Origin of the sequence: Streptomyces sp. NPDC050504, assembly GCF_044458065.1 — a bacterium.
Lineage (GTDB): Bacteria > Actinomycetota > Actinomycetes > Streptomycetales > Streptomycetaceae > Streptomyces.
Map to the genome: position 1 here is coordinate 284,979 of NZ_JBITHO010000012.1, position 19,665 is coordinate 304,643.

Consider the following 19,665-nt stretch of genomic DNA (forward strand, 5'->3'; position numbering starts at 1 on the left):
AATGGCCGGTGGGTACGGGCCATTGGGCGCGTGTACGGCTGGGCCAATCAGGTGGCGTTCAGGCCGCCCGCCACCCCAGGTCGCGCCCCGACTCCGCCAGCGCCCGCTCGAAGTCCGTGGCGCCCTCGCCCGCCGGCCGCTCCGCGGCGAAGCCGCCGTACTGCCGGTAGAGGTCGCCGTGCTCGCGGACGACGCCGAGCACGAACGCGCCCGCGTCCTGCGACACGTGGAAGTCCTGGCCCGTCGCCCGCGCGACGTCCCAGCCGTGCACCGCCATCTCCTTGGTGACCATCGCCGCCACGTCCGCGGCCGGCGCGCTCCCGCCGCCGAAGTCGACGTCGCCCTCCCACACCGCCGGGTCGGCCCAGGCGGCGACGGCACGGTCCAGCTGCGCCGCGTACGCCCCGGCCCAGTCGGGCTCCGCGGTGAAGTCCCGCGCGGTCAGCTCGTCGGGGAGCTGGACACGGGCGGCGCGGCGCTCCAGGCCGTACGAGGTGTAGAGGACCCAGTGGTTCACCAGGGTCCGCACGTCCCAGTCGGCGCAGGGCGTGGCCGTGCCCGCGAGGTGCTCCGCCGTGACGCCCCGGGCGACCCTGGCGGCTTCGGCGGCGCATTCGACCATGTGCTTGTGCGTGGTTTCCATGCTGATCAGCGTAGGTACGGAGGTGCGGGACCGGCTTGAAGAAACGCGACAGCGGACCCCCGTCACGAACAGCTGTACGGTCCCTCCATGATCTCGGAGACCTTTCTGCTCGGCGGCGACCTGCCCGTGCGCCGCCTCGGTTTCGGCACGGCCCAGCTCACCGGGCCCGGCTACTGGGGTCCGCGCGGGGAGCGCGCGGACGCGGTCGCGGTGCTGCGGCGCGCGGTGGAGCGGGGCGTGAACCTGATCGACACGGCGGACAACTACGGCCCCGGCATCGCGGAGGAGCTGGTCGCCGAAGCGCTGCACCCGTACCCGGCCGACCTGGTGATCGCGACGAAGGGCGGGGTCGTGCGGACCGGCGCCGACGCCTGGCACGTCGCGGGCCGCCCCGAGCAGCTGCGGGCGATGTGCGAGGCCAGCCTGCGCAGGCTGCGCACGGACCGGATCGACCTGTACCAGCTGCACCGGCTGGACCCCGGGGTGCCGATGGCCGAGCAGTTGGGCGCGCTGGACGAGCTGCGGCGCGAGGGCAAGATCCGGCACGTCGGTCTCGACACGGTCGACGCGGACCAGTTGACGCGGGCGCTGGCCCTGACCGACGTCGCCTCGGTGCAGAACCGGTTCAACCTCGTCGACCGCGCTTCGGAGCCGGTGCTGGAGCTGTGCGAGGCCAGGGGCCTGGCGTTCCTGCCGTGGTTTCCGCTGGCCAACGGCGCGTTGGACGATCCGCGCCGGGCCCTGGCCTGGCTGCTGCACCGCTCCCCCGTGCTCTGCCCGACCCCGGGCACGGGCTCGCTCGCGCACCTGGCGGAGAACCTGTCGGCCGCCGGCCTGCGGCTCTCCGCCGAGGAGGTCGAGGCGCTGGACGCGGCCGACGGGGTCACGCGGGGCTGACGGCCGTCAGTTCGACGAGCTTGGTGACGGTGTTCCAGTTGCGCGTGGTGGCGACGACGCCCTTGTTGAGGGCGGGGCGGGCGAGGACTTCGGCGAGCTTGGAGCGGCCGAGCCCTTCGGGGGCGTAGAGGTAGAGCGCCCGGTCGCCGAGGGCGAAGTCCTCGGGCAGGAAGGCCCCGCGGTCCACGGCGGCGAACCTGTCGGCGGTGACGGGCCGGGAGAAGTAGGTGACGTGGAGCTGCTTGGGCTCCAGGTCGGCGGCCGGGAACGGGCAGGCGTCGACGACGGCCCGCAGGTACGCCCCGTCCCTGACGAGGCAGTCGACGGCGAAGCCGAAGTGCTCCTCGACCGCCCGGCCGATCGCGGCCTCCAGACCGGCCTCGTCCGCGCGGCCCGTGGTGAAGGCGGCGTTGCCGCTCTGGAGGTGGGTGCGGACGTCGCCGTACCCGAGCCCGGTGAGCAGTGAACGCAGCTCGGCCATGGGCACCTTGCGGTGGCCGCCGACGTTGATGCCGCGCAGCAGCAGCGCGTACGTGGTCGTCATGGCCGTCACCTTAGAGGGCGGGTCGAACACGGGCGCGGCCGCCGCGCCCCGTGGGGGAGGGCGCGGCGGCCGCCGTTCCTGAGGAGGCCCTGGCGGGCCGCTCCGGCGGGCCGGGTGCTACTCGACGACCTTGAGGAGCTTGTTGGGGGTGCCCTCGCTCGGGTTGCCTATCTTGTCGGGCGTGGCACCGTCGGTCAGGGCCTGGGCGACCTGGTCCGGGGTGGCGTCCTGGTGTCCCGCGAGGTAGACCGCCGCGGCGCCGACGACGTGCGGGGTCGCCATCGACGTACCGGAGATGGTCTTGGTGCCGCCGTCGCTGTCGTTCCAGGACGAGGTGATGTCCTGGCCCGGGGCGTAGATGTCCACGAGCGGGCCGTAGTTGGAGAAGTCGGCCTGGGCGTCCGCGTCGGTGGACGCGGCGACCGTGATGGCCTCCTCGACGCGCGCGGGCGAGCTCTGGGAGGCGTCGGACGACTCGTTGCCCGCCGCGATGCCGAAGGTGACGCCCGAGGCGATGGCCTTGCGGACGGCCTCGTCCAGGGCCTCGTCGACGCCGCCGCCGAGGCTCATGTTGGCGACGGAGGGGCCCTGGTGGTTCTTGGTGACCCAGTCGATGCCCGCGACGACCTGCTCGGTGGTGCCCGAGCCGCCGTCGTCCAGCACGCGCACCGCGACGATCTTCGCCTTCTTGGCGACGCCGTGGGCGGCGCCCGCGATGGTCCCGGCGACGTGCGTGCCGTGGCCGTTGCCGTCGTTCGCGTCGTCGTCGTTGTCGATGGCGTCGAAGCCGGAGACCGCGCGGCCCTCGAAGTCCTCGTGCGAGACGCGGACGCCGGTGTCGATGACGTAGGCGGTGACGCCCTCGCCGCCGCCGTCCGGGTAGGTGTACTTCTTGTCGCCCGCGGTGTCGGCCTGGTCGATGCGGTCCAGGCCCCACGAGGGCGGGTCGTCCTGGGTCGCGTCGATGGTGAACTTCTTGTTCTGCACCACCTTGGCGACGGCCGGGTCGGTGGAGAGCTTCTTCGCCTCGTCGGCGGTGAGGCCGCTGGCGGAGAAGCCGTTGATGGCCGAGGTGTAGGTGCGCTGGAGCTTGCCGCCGTACTCCTTCGCCAGTTCGGCCTTGTCGGCCTTCTCGTCGAGCATGACGATGTAGCTGCCAGCGACGGCGCCTTCGGCGTTCGCCCCGTAGATCTTGCCCTGCGGCGTGGGGGCCGCACCGGCGAACGAGGTGTTGAGGACGGTCACTCCGGCGGCGGCGGCCACCGCGGTGATCGCGGCGGTCAGCTTGATCCGGTTGCGACGCTTGTGAGTTGCCATGAAGAGGGGTCTCCTCGTCATTGTTTTTGTGGGGGGAATGCCCGACCGGCGGAAAACCTCCGGTGGGACTGGTTCGAAACCCTGACCGATTGACGCGCCCAGATCAAGGGATCCATGCAGCTGTGACTTACGCAACAATGCTGCGTAATAAGAAATCGGCCAGCGCCTCACATCTCGGACACCGTGATCAACTCGCTTTACGTGTAAGGGGCTTCGCTCCTCCTTCCCGGTGATCGCCCGGATGCCGCACCGGTACGCAGGGAGGAGACGGCACCCCGCCGGTTCACCGGCGAGCACGACGAGATGGCTCGAACGCGCCCCCAGACTTCGATACGGAGACGGCGGCGCGGTGCCGCGGTCCCGCCGGAGGGGGCAGGGTCGCCATGGGGAATCGGGGCAAGTCGGGTGCACCGGACGGGAAGGTCCGGGGCATAGCGGCCAGGGCGGGGGGCTGGAGCGCGCGCCACCGCTGGGCGGCGGTCGGCATCTGGGTGCTGTTCGTCGTCGTGACGATGGCCCTCGGCCAGGTGGCGGGGCGCCAGGACGTCAAGGACAGCGAGCAGATGGGCGGCGAGGTCAGCCGTTCCATGAAGCTCATCGAGGACGCCGGTCTCGCGGACCCCGCGTCCGAGACGGTGCTGATCCAGGGGAAGGGGGCGCGCACCGGCGCCGACTCCGCGGACTTCCGCGACGCGGTCGACGACGTGATGACGGCCGTGCGGGCGACCGGCGAGGTCTCCGACGTGGTGTCGCCCTACGACAGCAAGTCCGTCTCCAAGGACGGGCTGAGCGCGCTGGTGCAGTTCAACGTGCGCGGTGACCCCGACACGGCGGGCGACCGCATCGAGCCGGTCCTGAAGGCCGTGGAGAAGGTCCAGCAGGGCCACCCAGGGCTGCGGATCGAGGAGATCGGCAGCGCCAGCATGAACAAAACCTTCGACGAGGCGTTCGGCGACGACTTCCAGCAGGCCGAGTTCTCCGCCGTGCCCGTCGCGTTCGGCATCCTGCTCATCGCCTTCGGCGCGCTGGTCGCCGCGCTGCTGCCGGTCGCGCTCGCCCTCACGGCGATCATGGCGACGATGGGTCTGATGGCCGTCGTCAGCCACTTCCAGCCGATGAGCGACACCGCCAACTCCGTGATGCTGCTGGTGGGCCTCGCGGTCGGCGTCGACTACTGCCTCTTCTACCTGCGGCGCGAGCGCGAGGAGCGGGCCGCGGGGCACGACGCGGGGACCGCGCTGCGGATCGCGGCGGCCACCAGCGGCCGGGCGATCATCGTGTCGGGCGTGACGGTGTGCGTGGCGATGGCCGGGATGCTCTTCACCGGGATCGCGGAGTTCGAGGCGATGGGCCTGGCCTCGCTGGTGGTGGTCGCGGTGGCCATGGTCGGCTCGGTGACCGTGCTGCCCGCGCTGCTCTCGCTGCTCGGGGAGCGCGTGGAGAAGGGCCGGGTGCCGTTCCTCAACCGCCTGAAGAAGGCCCGCAACGGCTCCGGGAACAGCTCCGGGAACGGCTCCGGGAACGGCGAGAGCCGCCTCTGGGGCGCCGTGCTCCGCAGCGTGCTGCGCAGGCCGAAGGCGTACCTCGCGGTGGCCGCGGGCGCGCTCGTCGCGATCGCGCTGCCCGCCGCGGGGATGAACACCCAGGAGCTCACCCTGGACCAGGAGTTCGGGGACTCGCTGCCGATCGTGCGCACCTACGAGCGGCTCAACGAGGCCTTCCCCGGCGGCGCCGACCCGGCCGAGGTGGTCGTCAAGGCGGACGACATCAGGTCCCCCGAGGTCACCGGGGCGATCGCCGACTTCAAGGCGCGGGCGATCGGTTCGGGCGCCTCGCGCGGCCCGGTCGACGTGCACGTCCACGCCGCGCAGAACATCGCGACCATCGACGTGCCGCTGGTCGGCGGCTCCGACCAGAAGCGGGCGGAGAAGAGCCTGGCACTGCTGCGCGACGAGGTGCGGCCCGCGACGCTCGGCAAGGTGTCGGGGGTCGAGGCGCCGATCGGCGGACAGGTCGCGGGCTCCAAGGACTTCAACGACCAGATCAGCAGGTCCGTGCTGCCGGTGGCCGCGTTCGTGGTCGTCTTCGCCTTCGTGCTGATGCTGCTCTCGTTCCGCTCCCTGACGATCGCGGTGACGTCGATCGTGCTCAACCTGCTGTCCGTGGGCGCCGCCTACGGCATCCTGACGGCCGTCTTCCAGCACGGCTGGGGCGCCTCGCTCGTCGGGGCCGAGGGCGTCGGGGCGATCGTCGCCTGGCTGCCGCTCTTCCTCTTCGTGATCCTCTTCGGGCTGAGCATGGACTACCACGTGTTCGTGGTGTCCCGGATCCGCGAGGCCAAGCTCCAGGGCCGTACGACCAAGGACGCCGTCGCGCACGGCGTCGTCACCACCGCGGGCGTGGTGACCAGCGCCGCGGTCATCATGGTGGCGGTCTTCGCGATCTTCGGCACGCTGTCGATGCAGTCCATGAAGCAGATGGGCGTGGGCCTGGCGGCGGCCGTGCTGATCGACGCCACGATCATCAGGGGCGTGCTGCTGCCCGCCGTGATGGCCCTGCTCGGCGAGCGCAACTGGTACCTGCCGAAGTGGCTGCGGTGGCTGCCCGACATGACGCACGACGAGTCGTCGCCCGCGCCGCGCACCGCGCCGCCCGCGCCGCCCGCCACGGGCGAGCCGCAGCGGATCGGCGTCTGAGCCCGTCCCGCGGGAACCCTCCTCCCCACCGCTGCCGTCCGTCCGTACGAAGCCGTACGGACGGACGGCGGCGGTACGTGACCGAGGGCGTACCGCCGGTGGATCAGCCGGTACGGGCGGGCAGTTCGGCCTCGACGAGGTCGGCGGCCCGCCGCGTGCCGCCCTCCCCCGCCATCGCGTCCCGGATCTCCGCGAGCCTGCGCGCCACCTCGGGGTCGGCGGACAACTCGACGACGGCGGTGCGCAGTTCCTCGGCGGTGACCCCGGTCAGCTCCACGCGGCGCGCGACGCCGTGCCCGACGAGCGCGTCCGCGTTGCCGAACCCGTCGGTCATGACGGGCACGGCCACCATGGGCGTCGCCGTGGCCAGGCCCTCCTGGCTGCCGCCCGCCCCCGCGTGCGTGACGAAGGCGTCGGCCTGCTTCAGCACGGACACCTGGGGCAGCCAGCCGTGCAGCTCGAAGTTGCCCGGCACCTCCCCCAGTTCGGCCGGGTCGACGAACTTGCCGATGTTCAGCACGACGTGCCAGTCGGGCAGGCCCCCGAACGCCTTGATGCACGTCCGGTAGAAGTCGGGCTGCTTGGTGACGGCGGAGCCGAAGGAGACCAGCAGCACCTTCTTGCCCTCGGCCTCGGCGGGCCGCTGCCATTCGCCCTGCTCGGCGCGGTCGCCCTGGCAGGCGCCGACGAACCGGTACACGGACTCGTCCACCCGGTCGGCGTGGGGCTGGAGCGCCCTGGGGATGAGGACGACGGCCTTGCGGGGCCGGCCGACGAACGGGTCGGGGTGGGTGTCGATGCCGTTCCCGGTGAGCCACGCGGTGAAGCGCGCGTAGTACGCCTTGCCGCGCTCGGACGCCTTGAGGTCGGCGTACATCGGGTCGGCGACCTCCTCCTCGTACCCCTCCCAGGGCACGAGGTTGGGCCAGAGCGAGAGGGCGGGGACGCCCCAGCGGTGCGCGAGGACGGGCGCGGGGTAGGCGGTGATGTCGTGCAGGACGAGGTCGGGGACGTCGTCGGCGAAGGCGGCGGCGAGCTGGGGCAGGACCTGGATCGCGTCCTTCAGGAAGGGCTCGATGTTGTCGATGAGCTCGGTGCCCCAGGCGTCCGGGTCGTCGTCGGTGGGGAGCGTGGAGGTGTAGACGACCGGCGTCGCGCCGGTCGCCGCGACCTTCTCGGCGAAGGAGGCGGGGATCGCGTAGCTGACGCGGTGGCCGCGGGCGACGAGCTCCCTGATCAGGTCGAGGCTGGGGTTCACATGGCCGTGGGCGGCGATGGAGAACATGGCTATGTGGGCGGGGCGCGGCGTTGCGGTCATGATCACACCTTAGACGAGACGAGACGTCTCGTGCAATGAGTGGGGCGAAAAGAAGCGGGCGACGGGATTCCGTCGCCCGCCGCCACCGCGGAGGAAACGCCGCTACGACTCCGGGCCGCCCTCCAGGACCTCCGCCGGGACCTCCGCCGCGGGCCGCAGCGCGCGGGCCAGCCGGTCGACGGCGGCCGGGTCGACGGACCCCGTGCCCGCGAGGGTGGCGACCAGCGCCTGGGCGAGGACGGCGGCGGTGCCGATCCTGGCGTCCTCCCCCACGTCGCCGGTGACCTTGCCGATCACCGCGTCCCGTACCGACTGGGAGATGTCGAGCCCGCCGAAGAGCTCGGGGAAGGAGAGCGCCATCAGGCACACCCCGACGTTCGCGGAGAGGATCGACTGGCCGGCCAGCTCCGGGGTCGTCCGCAGCCTGCCGACCTCGCGGCAGCGCTCGACGGCCGCGTGGAGCAGCGCCTGCGCCTCCTTGATGGCCTGCGGCTTGGACTCCCCTGTCGGCGTGAACATCAGCCGGTAGAGGTGGGGGTTGCGCAGCGCGAACGCGACGTGGCTGTCCCAGGCCGTACGGAGGTCGGCGACCGGGTCGTCGGTGGCGGGGTTGCGCCGCTTGTTGGCGAGGAACCGCTCGAAGCCGATGTCGGCGACGGCCGTCAGCAGCCCCGCCTTGTCGCCGAACTGGCGGTAGATCTCGGGCATGCCGACCTTGGCCCGGTCGCAGATGGCCCGGGTCGAGATCGCCAGCGCGTCCTTGGTGGCGAGCATCTCGGCCGTGGCTTCCAGGATGCGCTCTCGTGCCGTTGACATGCCTTCCACGATATCAGCGCTAACAGATCAGAACTGGATCTTTCCGGAGCTGGGCCGCGCAATCACAGAGCGCCGTTATCAACGCTTACGAATTGTGTTAGCGTTGCAAACAGCTCGGGGGCAGGCCACCTCCCAGCTGCCCGACCGTTGTCCGCAAGCGAGAGAGCTGGTATGACCCTCATGAACCGTTCGACGTTCCGCCGCGCCGCTTCCGCCGCCGTCGCAGTCACCGCGAGCGTGGCCCTCCTCGCCGCCTGCGGCGGGGACTCCGACGACGGTGACAAGGCCGCACCCGCCGGGGCGGAGAAGACCCCCGCGTCGGACGCCCCGAAGGCGGCCGGGGCCGCGGACGCCGCGTTCACCGCCACGCACGTCGGCGGGCCGACCACGATCCTGGAGATCGGCGGCGCCCGCATCCTGCTCGACCCGACCTTCGACCAGCCCAAGAAGTACAAGAGCGGTCTGGAGAAGATCCAGGCGCCCGCGTTCGGCGTGGACAAGATCGGCAAGATCGACGCCGTACTCCTCTCGCACCACCAGCACGACGACAACCTCGACGACTCGGGCCGCGCGCTCCTCAAGGACATCCCCGCCGTCTACTCCACGCCCGGCGCCCAGAAGAAGCTCGGCGACCACATCACGGGCATGAAGAACTGGGAGACCCGGGAGCTGAAGACCGCCACCGGCTCCATCACGGTCACCGCCGTGCCCGCCCTGCACGGCCCCGACGGCGTGTCCCGCGGCGCGGACGGCGAGGTCACCGGCTTCGTGCTCAGCGGCAAGGGCGTCCCCACCACGTACGTCTCCGGCGACAACGCGTCGGTGAAGGTCGCCAAGGAGGTGGGCGACCGGGTCAAGAAGGAGATCGGGCCCATCGACACCGCCGTGGTCTTCGCCGGCGCCGCCCGCACCCCGGCGATCCTCAAGAACGCCCCGCTGACCCTCACCTCCAAGAACGCCGCGCTGGTGGTCAAGGACCTCAACCCCCGCAAGGTGGTCGCGGTCCACACCGACAGCTGGAACATCTACTCCGAGGACCTGAAGTCCCTGGTCAAGGCGTTCGAGGAGCAGGGCGTCGCCGACAAGCTCGTCGACCTGGCCCCCGACGGCAGCACCAAGCCCCTGTCGTAACGGCCACCAGGCCCGTACACGGCGTTCCACCACCAACCGGGGCCCGCCCCACCACGATTGAGAAGGTTCCACCCATGGCAGCATCCACCACCCTGCGCAACGTGATCGGCCTCTCCAACGAGCTGCCGCGCCTCAGCGAGTCGGCGCTCGTCCTGGTCGACTACCAGAACACCTACCGCACCGGCGTCATGCGGCTCGAAGGCGCCGAGGAGGCCCTGGCCGCGGGCGCCCGGCTGCTCGCCGCCGCCCGTGCCGCCGGCACCCCGGTCGTGCACGTCGTGAACGACGGCGGCGTCGACACCCCGTACGACATCCGTGCCGAGATCGGCGCGATCAGCGACGAGGTCGCCCCGATCGAGGGCGAGAAGGTCGTCGTCAAGCAGGTCCCGAACGCCTTCCACGGCACGGACCTCGAAGAGACCCTCAAGGGCCTCGGCGCCGACGGCGGCGACGTGATCATCGCCGGTTTCATGACGCACATGTGCGTGCTCTTCACCGCGCAGGGCGCCTTCAACCTCGGCTACCGCCCCACGGTCGTCGCCGAGGCGTCCGCGACCCGCTCGCTGGAGGGCCCGGACGGCACCGTCGTCCCGGCGAGCGCGCTGCACACCGCCGGTCTGACCACGGTCTCCGACCTGTTCGGCACGGTCGCCGCGAAGGTCGACGACCTGAAGGCGTGAACACCACCGCCCTGAACGGCGGATGACGGTGCCGCGGCCCTTCCGGGGGCCGCGGCACCGTCCCCTGCCCGTCCGCTCAGCGCTGGTAGCGCGCCAGCACCCGGTTCCCGTCCTTCACCAGCCGTTTCTCCAGCTCGTCCCGGCCGATCGCCCCGCTGTAGTACTCCTGGAGCGCGGGCGTCGCCACCTTGTCCTTCCACTCCGGATAGCCCCGCACCGACTGCGCGGGCGCCGGGCGCAGGTCACCGGCCAGCGCCACGCCCGTCGACCAGCCGAGCTCCTCGGTGTGCAGCGCCGGGTCCTCCAGCGCCGCCCGCCCGGTCGGCAGCATCCAGTCGCCCTTCGCCAGGCGCACCATGTTCGCGGGCCGGAGCAGGAAGTCGATGAACCGCACCGCCTCCGCCTTGTGCGGGCTGTCCTCGGCGACCGAGAGGGTCTGCGGACTGACGCCCTGCGCGAGGCCCTCGCTCCCCGCGGGGGCGGGCAGGACCGTCCAGTCGAAGCCCTTCGGGGCCTGCTCGACGATCTGCTGGCGGTACGAGAAGCCGAGCGGCACCATCGCGTACTTGCCGCCGAAGAAGCCGGGCAGCGTGTCGGAGCCGCCCATGCCGAGCGTGGAGCGGGACGCCGAGCCGTCCGTGTTCACCAGGTCGTGGACCGTGCCGGGCACGACCGCGTCCGCGTCGGTGAACTCCACCCTCACCTTGCCGTCCCCGCCCCGGTGGAAGAGCTTGCCGCCCGCCGAGAGCCCGAGGTTGAGGGTGACCGAGACCGGCTCCTTGAGCGGCCAGGCCACCGCGTGCTTCCCCTTGCCCATCCTGCCCGTGAGGTCCTTGGCGACCTGCCGGAACTCCTCCCAGCTCCACGGCTCCGCGGCCGTGGGGACCCGTACGCCCGACTCCCCGAGCACCTTGCGGTTCGCCATGATCACGCGCGGTTCCTGGAGGAACGGCACGCCGTACACGCCCTCCTTGAAGGTCGCGGTCTCCCAACTGCGCGCCGGGATGTCGTTCTTGAGCCGGGCGGGCAGCAGTTCGCGCAGGTCGGCGAGGTAGCCGCCGTACGCGAAGTCGGCGAGGTCGTCGGACGCGTCGTGGATGACGTCGGGCGCCTCGCCGCCCTCGAAGGAGGTGAGGAGCTGGTCGTGGACGCTGTCCCAGCTGCCCTGGACGTACTCGACCCGGACGTCGGGGTTGGCCGCGTTCCACTCCGCCACCAGCCGTTTGTTGACCTCGACGGACTCCTTCTGCCAGGCGAGCGACTGGAAGCGCAGCACGACCTTCCCTCCGCCGTCCCCGCCGTCGTCGCCCGAGCAGCCGGTGAGCAGCAGCGCGCCCGCCGCGAGCAGCGCGAGGAATTGTTTGCGCATCAGTTCTTCACCGCCCCCGCCAGCATCCCGCCGGTGATCCGCTTCTGGATGACCGCGAAGATCACCAGGGAGGGGAGGGTCGCCAGGAACGCGGCCGCGGCGAGCGGTCCGAGGTCGGCGACGCCCTCCGCCCCGATGAAGTGGGTGAGGACGACGGGCAAGGTCTGCTTCTCCGGGGTCTTGAGCAGGACGAGCGCGAAGAAGAACTCGTTCCACGCGGTGATGAAGGCGAAGAGCGCGGTGGCGACGATGCCGGGGGCCAGCAGCGGGGCCGTGACGGAGACGAGCGTACGGAGCTGGCTCGCGCCGTCCACGGCAGCGGCCTCCTCCAGTTCGGCCGGCACGGCCTTCACGTACCCCACGAGCATCCACAGCGCGAACGGCAGCGACCACACGACGTACACCAGGACCAGGCCGAACAGCGTGTTGATGAGGTGGAGGTTCTTCAGGACCAGGAACAGCGGGATGATCACCAGCACGAACGGGAACGCCTGGCTGACCACCACCCAGCCCGTCGCCGCCGTCGAGAGCCTGCTGCGGTGCCGCGCCATGACGTACGCCATCGGGGTCGCGACGGCGACGGCGATCAGGGCCGCGGAGGCCGCCACGAGCAGGGAGTTGCCCGCGGCTTCGAGGAGCGGCTGCTCGTCGAAGGCCTGGCGGAAGTTGTCGAGCGTCGGGTCCTTCGGGATCCAGGTGGGGTGCAGCGAGCCCAGTTCGCGGGCGGGTTTGAAGGCCGTGGAGACCAGCCAGACGAAGGGGAAGGCCAGGAAGACCAGGTAGCCCAGGAGCGCGAGGTACTGGCCCGCGCGTCCGGCCCGGCTGGTGCGCAGCGCGCTCATCGTCCGTCGCCTCCCTTGATGCGTCCGACGAGGAAGAAGGCGAAGAAGACGGAGACCACCGCGACCATGACGCAGCCCATCGCGGCGGCGTAGCCGAACTGGCCGTAGCGGAAGGCCTCCTCGTACGCGAAGAGCATGGGCAGCCGGGTGCGGCCGCCCGGTCCGCCGTTGGTGAGCACGTACACCAGGGCGAAGGAGTTGAAGTTCCAGATGAAGTTGAGCGCGGTGACGGCCAGCGCGACGGGCCTGATCGCGGGCCAGGTGACGGTGCGGAAGCGGCGCCAGGCGCCCGCGCCGTCGAGGGCCGCGGCCTCGTGGAGTTCGTGCGGGGTGTTCTGGAGCCCGGCGAGCAGGGTGACGGTGGTCTGCGGCATTCCGGCCCAGATGCCGACGACGATGACGGCGGACAGCGCGGTGGCCGGTCCGGTGAGCCAGTCGCGTCCTTCGCCGAGGCCGAAGTCCCTGATGGTCTCGTTGAGGACGCCCGCGTCGGGGTGGTAGACGAGCCGCCACATGATGCCGACGACCACCTCGGGCATGGCCCAGGGGACGATCGCGAGCGCCCTGGCCAGCCAGCGGAAGCGGAGGTTCTGGTTCAGCAGGAGCGCGAGGCCCAGCGCCAGCAGGAACTGCGGCGCGGTCACGCCGACCGCCCAGAGCAGGCCGATCCTGAACGACTCCCAGAAGAGGGAGTCGTGGGCCAGGTCCTGGAAGTTGAGGGTGCCGATCCATTCGGTGGGCTCGGTGCGGCCCGCCTGGGAGTCGGTGAAGGACAGTGCGATGCCGTACAGCAGCGGGCCGACGCTGAGCACCAGGATCGGGATCAGCGCGGGCAGCACCAGGAACCAGGCTCCGTGGTCCGCCCGGCCCCGCCGCCCCGGCCGCCGTCCGGCGTGCCGTCCGTCCCGCTCGCCGGACCGCGTCGCCGCAGTCTCCAATGTCACGGATACGACCCCTTTATTTAGTTCGACCTGTCTGTGCGGGTCTGGCCGCCCCGATGGCCTCCGTCATCGTGCTGAGGGCCCGCCGGTTCGTCAAGCCAACCTGCACGGATGCAAGAATTTGTGCCCATGAACGACGTGAATGCCCCAGCTCCCTTCGACGAGGCGCGGGCGCGCGCGGTGCTGGCCGCGGCCGGGCTCCCGGCCGACGCTCCGCTTCTCTCCTTCGGCGAGAACGCCGTGTTCAAACTGACCGGATCCGCCGGCGTCCCCGGTGCCTCGGGTCTGGTCGTGAAGGTCGGCCGGAGCCGGGAGCTGCTGGCGCGCGCCGAGCGCGAACTGGCCGTCGCGGGCTGGCTCGCGGAGCACGGCGTCCCCGCCGTACGGGCGGCCGAGCCCGCGCCCCGGCTGGTCGACGGGCACCCGGTGACGCTCTGGCACCGGCTGCCGGACGCGGTGCGCCCGGCCGAACCGAGCGATCTGGCGGAGCCGTTGAAGCGGGTGCACGCGCTGCCCGCCCCGGCGTTCGGACTGCCGCGCAGGGAACTGCTCGGCGGGGTCGAGCGCTGGCTGCGGCTGGCGGGCGACGCGATCGACCCGGCCGACGCGGAGTACCTGCGGGCGCGCAGGGACGGCTTCGAGGCGGCCGCCGCCGCGCTCGCCCCGCACCTGGCGCCCGGCCCGATCCACGGCGACGCGCTGCCGCGCAACGTCCACGTCGGCCCCGACGGCCCGGTCCTGGTCGACCTGGAGACCTTCTCCGCCGACTTCCGCGAGCACGACCTGGTGGTGCTGGCGCTCTCCCGGGACCGCTACGGCCTCGACCCCAGGGCGTACGACTCCTTCGTCCGCGCGTACGGCTGGGACGTCCGCGAGTGGGAGGGGTGCGCCGTGCTGCGCGGGGCGCGCGAGACGGCGAGCTGCGCCTGGGTGGCCCAGCACGCGCCCGCGAACCCCAAGGCCCTGGCGGAGTTCCGGCGCAGGGTGGCCTCGCTGCGGGACGGTGACGCCACGGTGCGCTGGTACCCCTTCTGACCTCCGTGTACGGTCCTGAACGTTCACGATCCCGCCAGATCGTTCCCGAACGTTCCTGTCACGAATGGGGTGTTGAAATGCGCGTTCAACTGGCCGAGGTGGCGCTGGAGGTACAGGTCAGCGGCGAGGGGCCGACCGTACTGCTGCTGCACGGCTTCCCCGACTCCCACACGCTGTGGCGCCACCAGGTGGCCGCGCTGAACGCCGCCGGGTACCGCACGATCGCCCCCGACCTGCGGGGCTTCGGCGCGTCCGACAAGCCCGAAGGCATCGCGGAGCACCACCCGGGCAAGCACGTGGGCGACCTGTTCCAGCTCCTCGGCCACCTCGGGGTCGACCGGTTCCACCTGGTCGGCCACGACTGGGGCTCGGGCATCGCCCAGGGGCTCGCGGGCGCGGCGCGCGAGCGGGTGCTGTCCCTGAGCATCCTGTCGGTGGGACACATGGCGGCGCTGGAGGAGGCGGGCTGGGAGCAGCGCAAGCTGTCCTGGTACATGCTCCTCTTCCAGCACGTGGGCCTCGCCGAGGACTGGCTGTCGCGCAACGACTTCGCGCACCTGCGCGAGATGCTGGCCGAGCACCCGGACGCGGCCGAGATCACGGAGCGGCTGCGCGAGCCGGGGGCCCTGACCTCGGCCCTGTCGGTCTACCGCGCGGGCGTCCCGGCGGAGGCCCTGTTCGGCGACGTCCCGCCCCTGCCGCCGCTGCCGGGCCCGGTGCTCGGCCTGTGGGGCACCGACGACCGCTTCCTGACGGAGCAGTCCATGTCGGGCACGGGCAAGCACGTCGAGGGCGCGTGGCGCTACGAGCGCGTGGCGGACGCCGGCCACTGGCTCCCGCTGGACCAGCCGGAGCGCGTGAACGCCCTGCTGCTGGACTTCATGGCGGGCGTGGGAGCGGAGTAGGCCTAGGCCCCCTGACGTCCCTCCCGGGGCCGGGACACGGGCACTCAGCTCGCGCTGGGGACCCGGGGGGCGAGGGCGCGCAGCGGCCACCTCGGGTCGACCACGGCTTCCGGGTCGCCCTTCTTCCGCAGGAAGCTCTGGAAGTTCTCGGCCCACTGGGCGTACCAGTCGATCTGCCGGTCATGCAGTTCGCCCGGGGCGAGGGCGGCGACCTCCGGGTGCCGGGCGGCTATCGCGCGGGCGACGCGGACCGCGGCCAGGGCGTCCGCGCCCGCCTCGTGGGCCCCGTCGAGCACCACGCCGTACTCCCCGCAGACCGCCTCCAGGGTCCGCTTGCCCTTGCGGTACCGGTCGACGGCGCGGTCGATGGTGTACGGGTCGATCACCGGGCCCGTCCCCGCGCCGCCCAGGCGCTCGGCGAGCGAGGGCAGGCCGTGCCGGCGCAGCTCGGCGGAGAGCAGCGTCAGGTCGAAGGCCGCGTTGTAGGCCACGACCGGGACGCCCTGCCGCCAGTACCCGACCAGGGCGTCGGCGATCTCGTCGGCCACCTCGCGCACCGGGCGGCCCTCCGCCGCCGCCCGCTCGCTGCTGATGCCGTGGATCGCGGACGCCTGGGCCGGGATCCTTATGCCGGGGTCCGCCAGCCACGCGCGGTGCCGCACGGGCTCACCGCCCTCGACGCCGATGACGGCGGCGGTGACGATGCGCGCCTCCAACGGCTCCGTGCCCGTCGTCTCCAGGTCGAAGCCGACCAGCGGTTCCTCGTGCCAGCCCATCCCGGGCCCCCTTTTCTCTGTGCTCTCCCCCAGTGGTGACCACCCTCCCACGCCCCACTGACAGCACGGCCCGCCGCTCCCCCGGGCCCCGGGCTCACGACACCGGCCGCGAGTCCGTCCAGACCGACTCGAACTCCTCGCGGTACGTCTCGAAGAGCCCCACCTCGCTGCCCTGGTCGGGCCGGAGCGCGCCGCGCCTGGCCCCCCGCAGCACCAGTACGGGGGCCTCCATCCCCCGGGCCCTGCGCAGGTAGGACTGGACGACACCGACCGCGTCCGAGCCGTCGCCGTCCACCAGGTACGCGGTGAAGCGCGGCGTCTCGTCGAAGACGTGGATCTCGAAGGCGCCCGGGTCGCGCAGCGCCGTGCGGACCCGGCGCGTGTGCAGGATGTTCATCTCCACCGAGCGGCTCAGCTCGCCCTTCTTCAGGCCCAGCTCCCGCTCCCGCCGCTTCACGGCGCTGCTCGCCGGGTTGAGGAACAGCAGCCGCACCCGGCATCCGGACTCGGCGAGCCGCACCAGCCTGCGCCCGGAGAAGTTCTGCACCAGCAGGTTCAGGCCTATGCCGATCGCGTCGAGCCGCCGCGCCCCGCCGAACAGGTCCTCCGCGGGCAGCTGCCGCTGGAGCCTGACCCGGTCGGAGTGGACGGAGACCACGTCGGCGTACCGGTCGCCCACCAGGTCCTCGACCGCGTCGACGGGCAGCCGGTGGCCCGACGGCGGCCCCGAGCCGCCGCCGAGTATCTCCAGGAGCCTGGCCGACGCCCGCTCGGCCTGGTCGAGCACGGCCTGCGACAGGGCGCGGTTGCGGGACACGACGTTCCGCGCGACCTCCAGCTCGTCCAGGGCCAGCTCGACCTCGCGCCGGTCGTCGAAGTACGGCTCGAAGCACGGCCAGTGCTGCACCATCAGCTCGCGCAGCTGCGGCAGCGTCAGGAACGACAGCACGTTGTCGTCGGCCGGGTCGAGCAGGTAGCCCTTGCGGCGGGACACCTCGCGCACGGCCACCGCGCGCTGCACCCACTCCTGCCCCGCGGGGCCCGCGGCCGCGACCACCCAGTCGTCGCCGTGCACCGGCTCGTACACGGGCCGCAGCACGGCCGCGACGACGGCGCGCAGCCGCTGTTCGACCAGGTTCAGCCAGATGTAGGCCCGCCCGGCCCGTTGGGCGCGCGTACGCACCTCGCTCCAGGCGTCCGCACTCCAGTCCAGCTCCGCCCCGATCTCCATGGGTCGCGCGAGGGAGACCGCTCCGGGCGGGATGTCGCCGGACTCCCCCTCGTGACCCGGGTCACCTGGGGGCAGTTCAAGCCCTCCCGAGCTCACCCGCGCACCGCCTCCGTCGTCTGGAACACCCTTGAAGCCCTCGGACACCCTGTCCGATCAACGATCAAGGAAGGGTACTCCGCGAGCGGGAGGCGGTGCAGCAGGTTGGACAGGCTCCCTCGGTCAACTCCGGTCGCGCGGCGCCCCGTTCTCTCCGGCGAGGTCCCGCGGAGTGAGCGGGCTCATATGCGTGACGTCCCTGGGGGCCAGCTGGAAGCCCTGCCAGTGGACCGGCATGGGCTGCTGGTCCTCGTCCCGCGCGATGTGGTGGAAGCCGATGTTGACCCAGACGACCGGGTCGACGAGCGCCTCGCCGTTGACCCATTTGTCGACACTGTCCGGTGCGCCCCTGCCGCAGTCCACGATGTTGTTCGAGGCGAACTTCTCGCAGGCGCGGTTGCGGGTGAAGAACACGTCGTGCTTGCTGAAGCCGCGGCCCGCGTGCTTGTTGGAGGCGCCCGGCACCAGTTCGTACGAGCGCCGGTGGCCGTCCTTGTTCTTGCCGGTCGCGCTCACCACGCGCCACCACCGCATGGTCTTGGCGTCGCCCACGGCCTCCTTGGTGATCGGCGTGCGGGTCGTCCTGGTCGTGGGCCCGCCCCGGCCGGTCGGCGGGCTGACCACCGAGTCGTACTGCTCGATCCGGTCCCTCGGGGTGCCGTCCAGCGCGAAGTTCAGCCGCCAGAAGACGTTGTGGCTGTGGCTGGTGGCCGTCGAGCGGGCGCCGTCGTTGCCGATGGGCCAGCCGCGGCCGTCCCCCGCGTTGTAGTCGCCGGGCGCGAGGCTGCCGGTGGCGCCGACGTTGGCCGACACGGTGCCGTCGGAGGAGAACCGCCACTCGGTGATGTACTCGTACCAGGCGACCTTGTTGACGGTGTAGAGCAGCAGGTCCTTGCCCTGCGACTGCCAGACCTTGGTGCCCTCGTCGCTCGCCAGCCGGTAGGCGTGGCCGCGCGCCCTGGTCGTCGCGCACAGCCCCTTGACGCTGCCCAGCTCCGGGACCTTGACGGTCCTGATGGTGCCGCCGGGGCACTCGGCGGGCGCGAGGTTCTCCAGGCCCCAGCCGAACCCTGCGCCGGTGAGGTCGTCGTACTCGGCGTTGCCGTCGTCGTACGGGACGTGGATCTGGCCGAGCCTGGCGTTCTTCAGGACGCGGATCGGGACGGCCTCGCCCTTGGGCTGGTACGTGATGTTGTCGAGGACGAGCCCGGAGTCGGTGTCGTAGCGCCAGCACATGCGCCAGGTGGTGCCGCCGTCGAGGGTCTGCTGGATGCGGTACGCGGCGCTGCACGGCGGCGGGAGGGCGGCCTGCCGGGCGGCCGCGGCCCGCTCCGCCGCGTCGGCGTCGCCCACGGGCCGCGGGACGGGCGTGGCGGCGGGGGCGGTCGGGGGCGTGGGGGCGGACGGGGGCGTGGCCGTGGCGCCCGACGCGGCCGCCGCCGTGGCCAGCAGGACCGCCGCCGTGAGGAACGCGCCGCGTCTGCGGGCGCGCGAAACCCTTTTCACGTGCATGAGAGGAAGGCTCCCTTGTGCGAGGAAGGAACGGGAACGGGAACGGATCAGCCGACGTGGACGACGGTCCTGGCACTGAGGTCGACGATCAGGCTCCTGGCGTTGATCCAGGGGCCGTTCTTGACCTTCGTGACCAGCCGTACGCAGCGGTGCTCGCCGCACTTGGCGAGCTGGTCCGGCACGTTCTTCTCCCGGTAGGTGCGGTAGATGTCGCCGTTGAACCACAGCTGGTCGGGTGTGGTCAGCGGCTTGTCGGTGGCGTCCTGGTAGTCCTGCTTCAGCCCCTTGCCCAGCGGGCTCGCCAGGATCAGTTCGACGGCCTCGCGCAGCTCGTCGCGGTGCGCCGACGGCTGGACGCCGCTCTGGCTTCCGGTCCGCTCGACCTTGCCGGTCGTCAGGTTGACCGTCTTGGTGATGAGCCGGTCGGTCCCGTAGTCGTAGTACGAGACGTCCGCGCGGCGCACGGTGGCCGCTTCGCCCTCGACGGGATCGGCGAGGTTCACGCCGAGCCGCTGCGGCCCCCGCTGTCCCTCCACGTCGCGTGCGGCGGTGCGCGCGTCGGGCGTGAAGGCGATCTGGTCGGCCCTGCGCAGTTCGCCGTCGGTGAGCGGATCGCTGCCCGTCCCGACCTCGCCGTCGGCGGGTGCGGCGGCGAAGGTGCCGGGCGGCGGCGGAGCGCCGCTCCCGTCCCGCCCGCCCTGCCCCGCGGGGTCCGAGCCCGCGTCGCGGCCCGCCTCCCGCGCCGAACCGGCCGCCGCGCGGCGGCCGTCGGCGTTGTCGTCGGCTCCTGCCGTGCCCGGCAGGGTGATCGCCACCATGGCCGCGGTCCCCGTCACCGCGACGGCCGCGCCCGCCACCAGCTTCCCCAGGTGCCGGCGCATCAGTTCGCGCACGTTCAACCCCCTCCTGTGTGGTC

Annotated in this window: 18 protein-coding genes; 6 read left to right on the forward strand and 12 right to left on the reverse strand. The window is 72.1% G+C overall.

Annotated elements, in window-relative coordinates:
• Positions 1-58: 58 nt before the first annotated feature.
• Positions 59-643 carry a TIGR03086 family metal-binding protein gene (locus ACIBNE_RS35990; RefSeq protein ID WP_399279302.1) on the reverse strand — a complete coding sequence of 195 codons (585 nt, stop codon included), beginning with the start codon at positions 641-643 and terminating at the stop codon, positions 59-61.
• 87 nt (positions 644-730) lie between these two features.
• Between ACIBNE_RS35990 and ACIBNE_RS35995 the strand changes: the two genes are divergently transcribed.
• Positions 731-1,540, forward strand: coding sequence for an aldo/keto reductase (locus ACIBNE_RS35995; protein ID WP_399279304.1), 810 nt, complete (start codon positions 731-733; stop codon positions 1,538-1,540).
• Here ACIBNE_RS35995 and ACIBNE_RS36000 read toward each other — a convergent pair.
• Together ACIBNE_RS36000 and ACIBNE_RS36005 are read right to left on the reverse strand one after the other, a co-directional pair.
• Complete coding sequence (locus tag ACIBNE_RS36000) at positions 1,527-2,084, reverse strand: DUF1697 domain-containing protein (RefSeq protein ID WP_399279306.1); 558 nt, start codon at positions 2,082-2,084, stop codon at positions 1,527-1,529. The genes ACIBNE_RS35995 and ACIBNE_RS36000 overlap by 14 nt on opposite strands.
• A 117-nt stretch (positions 2,085-2,201) precedes the next feature.
• The gene (locus ACIBNE_RS36005; RefSeq protein WP_399279308.1) at positions 2,202-3,401 is read right to left on the reverse strand and encodes a S8 family peptidase; all 1,200 of its coding nucleotides are present in this window, start codon (positions 3,399-3,401) and stop codon (positions 2,202-2,204) included.
• A 383-nt stretch (positions 3,402-3,784) separates the two neighbouring features.
• On the opposite strand from ACIBNE_RS36005, the gene ACIBNE_RS36010 reads away from it, so the two are divergent.
• The gene (locus ACIBNE_RS36010; RefSeq protein WP_399279310.1) at positions 3,785-6,097 is read left to right on the forward strand and encodes an MMPL family transporter; all 2,313 of its coding nucleotides are present in this window, start codon (positions 3,785-3,787) and stop codon (positions 6,095-6,097) included.
• A gap of 103 nt (positions 6,098-6,200) precedes the next feature.
• Here the strand turns inward: ACIBNE_RS36010 and mgt are convergent, their stop codons facing one another.
• Both mgt and ACIBNE_RS36020 read right to left on the reverse strand, forming a co-directional pair.
• Entirely contained in the window at positions 6,201-7,415 is a 1,215-nt protein-coding gene (gene mgt / locus ACIBNE_RS36015) for a macrolide-inactivating glycosyltransferase (protein ID WP_399279312.1), read from the reverse strand.
• Between the two features lie 102 nt (positions 7,416-7,517).
• Positions 7,518-8,231 carry a TetR/AcrR family transcriptional regulator gene (locus ACIBNE_RS36020; protein WP_399279314.1) on the reverse strand — a complete coding sequence of 238 codons (714 nt, stop codon included), beginning with the start codon at positions 8,229-8,231 and terminating at the stop codon, positions 7,518-7,520.
• A gap of 180 nt (positions 8,232-8,411) precedes the next feature.
• Between ACIBNE_RS36020 and ACIBNE_RS36025 the strand changes: the two genes are divergently transcribed.
• Complete coding sequence (locus tag ACIBNE_RS36025) at positions 8,412-9,362, forward strand: MBL fold metallo-hydrolase (protein WP_399279316.1); 951 nt, start codon at positions 8,412-8,414, stop codon at positions 9,360-9,362.
• Between the two features lie 74 nt (positions 9,363-9,436).
• A complete protein-coding gene (locus ACIBNE_RS36030) occupies positions 9,437-10,042 on the forward strand; it encodes an isochorismatase family protein (protein WP_399279317.1) in 606 nt (201 codons plus the stop codon).
• 76 nt (positions 10,043-10,118) lie between these two features.
• Here ACIBNE_RS36030 and ACIBNE_RS36035 read toward each other — a convergent pair whose 3' ends face one another.
• From ACIBNE_RS36035 to ACIBNE_RS36045, 3 genes are read right to left on the reverse strand one after another with little or no spacing between them, the layout of a single operon-like run.
• The gene (locus ACIBNE_RS36035) at positions 10,119-11,411 is read right to left on the reverse strand and encodes an ABC transporter substrate-binding protein (RefSeq protein WP_399279319.1); all 1,293 of its coding nucleotides are present in this window, start codon (positions 11,409-11,411) and stop codon (positions 10,119-10,121) included.
• On the reverse strand, positions 11,411-12,253 hold the full coding sequence (locus ACIBNE_RS36040) for a carbohydrate ABC transporter permease (RefSeq protein ID WP_399279321.1): 843 nt from the start codon (positions 12,251-12,253) through the stop codon (positions 11,411-11,413). The genes ACIBNE_RS36035 and ACIBNE_RS36040 overlap by 1 nt, the downstream gene beginning before the upstream one ends.
• Positions 12,250-13,197, reverse strand: coding sequence for a carbohydrate ABC transporter permease (locus ACIBNE_RS36045; RefSeq protein WP_399279323.1), 948 nt, complete (start codon positions 13,195-13,197; stop codon positions 12,250-12,252). The genes ACIBNE_RS36040 and ACIBNE_RS36045 overlap by 4 nt, the downstream gene beginning before the upstream one ends.
• A 126-nt stretch (positions 13,198-13,323) precedes the next feature.
• Between ACIBNE_RS36045 and ACIBNE_RS36050 the strand changes: the two genes are divergently transcribed.
• Together ACIBNE_RS36050 and ACIBNE_RS36055 are read left to right on the forward strand one after the other, a co-directional pair.
• The gene (locus ACIBNE_RS36050) at positions 13,324-14,229 is read left to right on the forward strand and encodes a phosphotransferase enzyme family protein (RefSeq protein WP_399279325.1); all 906 of its coding nucleotides are present in this window, start codon (positions 13,324-13,326) and stop codon (positions 14,227-14,229) included.
• A 77-nt stretch (positions 14,230-14,306) separates the two neighbouring features.
• Positions 14,307-15,134, forward strand: a complete 828-nt coding sequence (locus tag ACIBNE_RS36055; protein WP_399279327.1) for an alpha/beta fold hydrolase — start codon at positions 14,307-14,309, stop codon at positions 15,132-15,134.
• 44 nt (positions 15,135-15,178) lie between these two features.
• Here ACIBNE_RS36055 and ACIBNE_RS36060 read toward each other — a convergent pair whose 3' ends face one another.
• The 4 genes from ACIBNE_RS36060 to ACIBNE_RS36075 all read right to left on the reverse strand — a co-directional run bounded on the left by ACIBNE_RS36060 (position 15,179) and on the right by ACIBNE_RS36075 (position 19,642).
• On the reverse strand, positions 15,179-15,910 hold the full coding sequence (locus ACIBNE_RS36060) for a 3'-5' exonuclease (protein ID WP_399279329.1): 732 nt from the start codon (positions 15,908-15,910) through the stop codon (positions 15,179-15,181).
• Positions 15,911-16,004: 94 nt separating this feature from the next.
• Entirely contained in the window at positions 16,005-17,237 is a 1,233-nt protein-coding gene (locus ACIBNE_RS36065) for an SAV2148 family HEPN domain-containing protein (RefSeq protein WP_399279331.1), read from the reverse strand.
• Between the two features lie 123 nt (positions 17,238-17,360).
• Positions 17,361-18,749: a copper amine oxidase gene (locus tag ACIBNE_RS36070; protein WP_399279333.1), complete on the reverse strand. Its 1,389-nt coding sequence runs from the start codon at positions 18,747-18,749 to the stop codon at positions 17,361-17,363.
• Positions 18,750-18,796: 47 nt separating this feature from the next.
• A complete protein-coding gene (locus ACIBNE_RS36075; RefSeq protein WP_399279335.1) occupies positions 18,797-19,642 on the reverse strand; it encodes a Tat pathway signal sequence domain protein in 846 nt (281 codons plus the stop codon).
• Between the last annotated feature and the right edge of the window lie 23 nt (positions 19,643-19,665).

What these genes read in the sequence shown, in the direction of transcription:
- ACIBNE_RS36010 (WP_399279310.1), top strand. Translation starts at nt 3,785, where the DNA reads ATGGGGAATCGGGGCAAGTCGGGTGCACCGGACGGGAAGGTCCGGGGC.
- ACIBNE_RS35995 (WP_399279304.1), top strand. Translation starts at nt 731, where the DNA reads ATGATCTCGGAGACCTTTCTGCTCGGCGGCGACCTGCCCGTGCGCCGC.
- ACIBNE_RS36040 (WP_399279321.1), bottom strand. Translation starts at nt 12,253, where the DNA reads ATGAGCGCGCTGCGCACCAGCCGGGCCGGACGCGCGGGCCAGTACCTC.
- mgt (WP_399279312.1), bottom strand. Translation starts at nt 7,415, where the DNA reads ATGACCGCAACGCCGCGCCCCGCCCACATAGCCATGTTCTCCATCGCC.
- ACIBNE_RS36025 (WP_399279316.1), top strand. Translation starts at nt 8,412, where the DNA reads ATGAACCGTTCGACGTTCCGCCGCGCCGCTTCCGCCGCCGTCGCAGTC.
- ACIBNE_RS35990 (WP_399279302.1), bottom strand. Translation starts at nt 643, where the DNA reads ATGGAAACCACGCACAAGCACATGGTCGAATGCGCCGCCGAAGCCGCC.
- ACIBNE_RS36070 (WP_399279333.1), bottom strand. Translation starts at nt 18,749, where the DNA reads ATGCACGTGAAAAGGGTTTCGCGCGCCCGCAGACGCGGCGCGTTCCTC.
- ACIBNE_RS36005 (WP_399279308.1), bottom strand. Translation starts at nt 3,401, where the DNA reads ATGGCAACTCACAAGCGTCGCAACCGGATCAAGCTGACCGCCGCGATC.
- ACIBNE_RS36055 (WP_399279327.1), top strand. Translation starts at nt 14,307, where the DNA reads ATGCGCGTTCAACTGGCCGAGGTGGCGCTGGAGGTACAGGTCAGCGGC.
- ACIBNE_RS36060 (WP_399279329.1), bottom strand. Translation starts at nt 15,910, where the DNA reads ATGGGCTGGCACGAGGAACCGCTGGTCGGCTTCGACCTGGAGACGACG.
- ACIBNE_RS36050 (WP_399279325.1), top strand. Translation starts at nt 13,324, where the DNA reads ATGAACGACGTGAATGCCCCAGCTCCCTTCGACGAGGCGCGGGCGCGC.
- ACIBNE_RS36035 (WP_399279319.1), bottom strand. Translation starts at nt 11,411, where the DNA reads ATGCGCAAACAATTCCTCGCGCTGCTCGCGGCGGGCGCGCTGCTGCTC.
- ACIBNE_RS36030 (WP_399279317.1), top strand. Translation starts at nt 9,437, where the DNA reads ATGGCAGCATCCACCACCCTGCGCAACGTGATCGGCCTCTCCAACGAG.
- ACIBNE_RS36020 (WP_399279314.1), bottom strand. Translation starts at nt 8,231, where the DNA reads ATGTCAACGGCACGAGAGCGCATCCTGGAAGCCACGGCCGAGATGCTC.
- ACIBNE_RS36000 (WP_399279306.1), bottom strand. Translation starts at nt 2,084, where the DNA reads ATGACGACCACGTACGCGCTGCTGCTGCGCGGCATCAACGTCGGCGGC.